Consider the following 4,070-nt stretch of genomic DNA (forward strand, 5'->3'; position numbering starts at 1 on the left):
AAACCTTCTCTCGATCTAGAGCCGAAAGAATTATTGGCACTACCTTCTGCTACTTTCTAACTTTGTCGAACTCACGTAAACAAAGGTAATAACAGGAGATTTTTAGATTATGGGTTATCTTGTCAAAGATAGACTAGAGAGGCTAGAAAAAGCTATTGATAACTGGGTAAGTACTATGTTTCGTCAAACAGCTAAGATGGAAAAGTTAAATGAGCAGCTGGCAGAAATACAGTGTGAACTAGTAAGGCTTAGAAAAATAGTTGAGCCTAAGTCAAGGTCTAGGTAGGTGTTCTAAAAGTGTTAAACAAAGTGTTTAACACTTTCTGGTTATGTACAGGGCTGCCGAGGTTACTCCTGCCCTGTGTCGCTTTCATCTCTAGCAAAATCAATTTTAGCCAGTTCGGTTTCAGCTTGAGATTCTGCCTTAGCCTCATCTTTCTTGACCTTCTCAGCATCCAAAAAGAGTTTAGTTTCGTCCTCAAGCTGCTTGCGCTCCGCCTTAAGTTGAATAATATTCTCTTTTGTTTCGATTACCTCTTCACTGACTTCGGCGATCGCGCTAGCGCCTTCAGCTAAATCTCCCAGGGTGTTAGCTAGTCCTTCTAGTCTCCTTTGAGCCTGATTTTGAGGGTTAACCTTCTCCTGCATTAAATCGTAAGCATCTTCATAGACCGCCCCTGCCTCTCTTAGAGCATTGCCTATTTTCCCTGTGTTCTCAGCAGTTAATTCGGCTACATTACGAGCAGAATCAAATAGGCTTCTGGTCAGGTCAAGTACGTTAGCTGCACTTTGATAGATACGATTAGCAGCAGCTATTTTCTTGGTTAAAGCTGCGTAGTTCTCCGAGCCTATGACAGAGCTAATTAATTCAGTCATCTTAGCTCTGATAACGGTATTAACATCTATAGGATTGTCCTCGCTGTCTTTGATACCTATTGCGTTTAAAACGCTGCTAGTAGCATCTCCAATAGTTTGACCTAGGTTGCTGCTTAACATAATGGCGTTATGAACAACTAGAGCGGTAGTAATACCATTAAGTATCTTATCAGCATGGGTAGCCTTCCAGGCTTTATCAGCAAACCCCTGTACTGCCTCTAGTCCATACTTAGCGTGGCGAACAGCCTCATTAGTATTCTTGACGTAGCCTAGTATGGCTGCTCCTTGGAGCAAGTCAAGACCTGCAAGTTTTGCATTAAGACCGTCATTCATTCCTTGTAGTCCTTGAGTTGGATTAGGATTAGTAGGCGTAGGCGGACAACTACCCCCATTAAGGCTGTTACAGATACCCGTCTGGACACCCTTGGCTATTTTGGGTTCTGAGGTGGCATCAGCTATGTTATCTAGACGAGGGACAATCATACTGCCAAAGATAGCAGTTAGGTCAGTAGCTACACCTGTACGTATTCCTGTCTGTAAGTCTTCTATTTGTTCTGGGGTCACGGCGTTAGGGCTTATCCTGTCTAAAAGTGCTTCAAAGCGATCTCTAAAGGTTTGAGGGTTATTTTGTAAATCTTCTCTGGTAATAGTCGTAGGTACAGGTGTGGTATTCAAATCGGGGCTACTAAGCTTATTAGTTAGTTCTAAGACTCCCGTTTGGGCTGCTGCTGCTTGACCCATAGCTGCTGCACCGCTTCCGCTTCTCCTGTTCTTTGCTGCTCTATGCTGTTCAATAATGAGTTTTGCTGAGGCTAGCTTTGACTTTATTTCTTTTAACAGCGCTTCCTCTTCGTCCTCTTGCTCCAAAGCGTCCAAGTCTTCTCTTAGGTCTTGAAAAGCATATTGCATATTTCTGCTTTCTATCTCGTAAATCAGCATCTTCTCTTCGAGAGCATATGTTTTTCCCTCTAAAGTAGCTATACGACTATCCTGACTTTCTATATCAGCCTTAAGTATTTCAATTACTTCTAGAGCAGAGTTTAATTGTGTTTCAACTGAATCAAGAGTCTTAGTGAATTCTACCTTAGCCTCTGTTAGTTCATTTTGCAGATTAGCTATTTCTTGCCTGGCTTCTACATTTTGTACCTGTAGCTGGTAAATAGTCTGATTAGCGTCTTCAAGCTTGCTGTAGATATCTGAATTCTGACTCCTTAACTGCGATATATCACTTTGGGCAATATACACCTGTTGCTGAGTATTAGCGATAACCGCGTTTTGATTTTCAATGTCTTGACTAGCAGCAGCTATTTCTCCGTTGTTTTTTTCATATAGGCGAAGCATGGTATTATTTATCTGGTCTAAAGCTTGTCTAGACCCTGTTGCTTCTGCTTCAATACGAGCATCCATAATATCGACAGTTGCTTTATTTAAAGCCAGAGTTCCTGCTATTTGAACCAGATTCCCAAGTAACATTATCGAACCTCCCGATGTTCCTCCAACCTTAGCAGCCGTTTGGGCTACACCTGCACCGTTCCCTGCTGTGTTAGCTACAGCGTTTATTCCCGCTAAACTTCCAGTAGTACCATTACCGAATTTGGCTTTAATACCCGTGTTCATCGATGCCAGCTTTTGCCAAGTAACACCTGTAGCTGCTCCCTCTAATATGATGTCTGTGACTGCTTTGGGTGCAACATTCTTCGCCATACCCAGTAAGGTTACACCTACCCCCGCTTGAAGCACTGCATTACTTGCTCCTTTCGCAAACAAGTCTACCTTGCTTCCGTCTTCCTTTTCCCCTAGAACAGCATTAAGCTGGTCGCGTAGTTCCTGTAACTCTGCTTTGGTTGCTAGTTCATCACAAGTAGGCATAATTAGTTACTATTTATTGTAGTTAAAAACCGATATTCCGTCTGAGCCGTAGCAGCATACGTAGCTACCACAATCGACTGAACAAGTATTGGGAGGACATTGACCTGCACATTGAACTAAAGGACACGTAGACCCTTGCTGGATATAGACTTGCTGCCCGTTTTTATATGCCGTAAATGTGCAATTTCTTATACAGTCTAGAGGTTCGGGCTTTAGTGGTCTGTACTCCGTTGTAATGACAGAATTGTTTAAAAACAATCTCGCATTATACCGTTTGAAAGACCCAGGAGAAACTTCGTAATAACCTGCCTGACTTGGCGAGGAGATATAAAAAGATGTTGATCGAGTCCGAGTTACTCCTCCATTAAGGACTAAAGCGATTACCCGCGATCCTTGCCAGTCAGCTAAAGTTGTTATGCTTCCGTCAGAATTCATAACTTCTGGATAAACTGGGTTTTGATGGAAAAGAGGCGTATCAATCCGTCTGTCATCTGGGGTTGTAATAGTTCCTGAGACAGTTTTGTCTGCATACCCTCTAATAAACCGAGGGGTAACGCAATTGTTGTTATTATCTCGATCGCAATCTACTAAGTATTCGCGAAGCGTAACCGTAAAACTTACCTCGTAGCCAACAAAGCATTGTCCTCCACGAGTTTCCAGTTGATACGAATCAGCGTCAAGAAACTGCCAAGAGCTTGACTCACTGTTTTTAAAAGAAATACCTGAAGTGCATTGTTCAACCATTTATATACTTGTCTGAACTCCTGGTTAATTCACTTGAGGATCAATCTGGTCAACACTAGGAATTCCTGCTAGCCCTGCATCAAGATAGAAGCTAACGGTAAACGACCGTCTTACTTGCCCGTCTCTTTCCCCTGTAGCAATGCTCTTTCCTGCATCGGTTATATAAACCTTTTGAGTCGGATCGGTGTTAACTGTCGCTCCTTGATTCTGCATCAAAATCATTAGGATACCGTAAAGCGTCTGAGTAGCGTTAGGACTAACGTTACTGTTTAGCCCTACTCCTATTGGTAGTTCGCCATAATTATCTGTATCAAAAAAGCTATTTTTGCTAATCTTTACGATATAACCATCAATTTCATCAGGATCACCCAAAGCGTCGTTACCGAAAATTTCTTGATAAGTAAAACTTGCCATATTTAATTAACCTAATTGTTTGTATCTAAGTAGGTATTCTAAAAGTGTTTAACACTTTGTTAAACACTTTCTAGGTACGACCTCACTAAGGTCATTTTTATTAGTATACTTGTACTAACTTAGAAAGTCGAGTTAATCAAGAATGGCAAATAATGATATTGAACTAT

The 4,070-nt window shown here is 41.7% G+C and carries 3 protein-coding genes; all 3 read right to left on the minus strand.

The window, feature by feature from the left end:
- Positions 1-348: 348 nt before the first annotated feature.
- Genes C7B62_RS24860 through C7B62_RS24870 form a run of 3 tightly spaced genes read right to left on the minus strand, consistent with a single transcriptional unit; the run spans position 349 to position 3,903 of the window.
- Positions 349-2,745, minus strand: a complete 2,397-nt coding sequence (locus tag C7B62_RS24860; RefSeq protein ID WP_106244121.1) for a hypothetical protein — start codon at positions 2,743-2,745, stop codon at positions 349-351.
- Positions 2,746-2,754: 9 nt separating this feature from the next.
- Positions 2,755-3,489, minus strand: a complete 735-nt coding sequence (locus C7B62_RS24865; protein ID WP_106244124.1) for a hypothetical protein — start codon at positions 3,487-3,489, stop codon at positions 2,755-2,757.
- A gap of 24 nt (positions 3,490-3,513) precedes the next feature.
- A complete protein-coding gene (locus C7B62_RS24870) occupies positions 3,514-3,903 on the minus strand; it encodes a hypothetical protein (protein WP_106244127.1) in 390 nt (129 codons plus the stop codon).
- Between the last annotated feature and the right edge of the window lie 167 nt (positions 3,904-4,070).

Origin of the sequence: Pleurocapsa sp. CCALA 161 (genome assembly GCF_003003995.1) — a bacterium.
Classification (GTDB): Bacteria; Cyanobacteriota; Cyanobacteriia; order Cyanobacteriales; family Xenococcaceae; genus Waterburya.

Excerpts from the sequence above, each read along its gene's own strand:
- C7B62_RS24870 (WP_106244127.1), bottom strand. The coding sequence starts at position 3,903 with ATGGCAAGTTTTACTTATCAAGAAATTTTCGGTAACGACGCTTTGGGT.
- C7B62_RS24860 (WP_106244121.1), bottom strand. The coding sequence starts at position 2,745 with ATGCCTACTTGTGATGAACTAGCAACCAAAGCAGAGTTACAGGAACTA.
- C7B62_RS24865 (WP_106244124.1), bottom strand. The coding sequence starts at position 3,489 with ATGGTTGAACAATGCACTTCAGGTATTTCTTTTAAAAACAGTGAGTCA.